The sequence below is a fragment of the Mesorhizobium sp. WSM4830 genome, assembly GCF_055811495.1.
This window is the reverse complement of sequence record NZ_JBVVQI010000126.1, coordinates 1-326: the sequence shown is the minus strand read 5'-3', so window position 1 is coordinate 326 and position 326 is coordinate 1. Positions and strand designations below refer to the sequence as shown.

Annotated in this window: 1 protein-coding gene; it reads right to left on the bottom strand. The window is 62.3% G+C overall.

The window, feature by feature from the left end:
* Positions 1-326 (bottom strand): transposase (locus AC0L2Y_RS34650; protein ID WP_473562347.1); only part of this gene is annotated, 326 nt, incomplete at both ends.

Here is a 326-nt window from a genome sequence, read left to right as displayed (position 1 = left end):
CCCAGCCATGCGGCCAAGTCGCGAGCCTTCTGGAACTGGCATCCGGTACCGACGGCCGCCAGTAGCGCGGTGGCTCCCAATGCTCCGATTCCGGGGATCGTCATGAGCCGGCGGGCCACATCTTCTCGGTCTGCGATCGCTGCGATGTCCCTCGTCACGTCGTTGATGCGCTGCTCCAACTGGCGCAGATCGGCGAACAGGTCCACGAGCAGTTTGCACATTGCCGGCGAGAGGTCATTCGAAAGGTCGTCGAGAACCAGTGGCAAGTCGAGCTTGAACAGTCCGGCGCCCTGTCTCAATGCGATGCCGTATTCCAGGCAGAATGC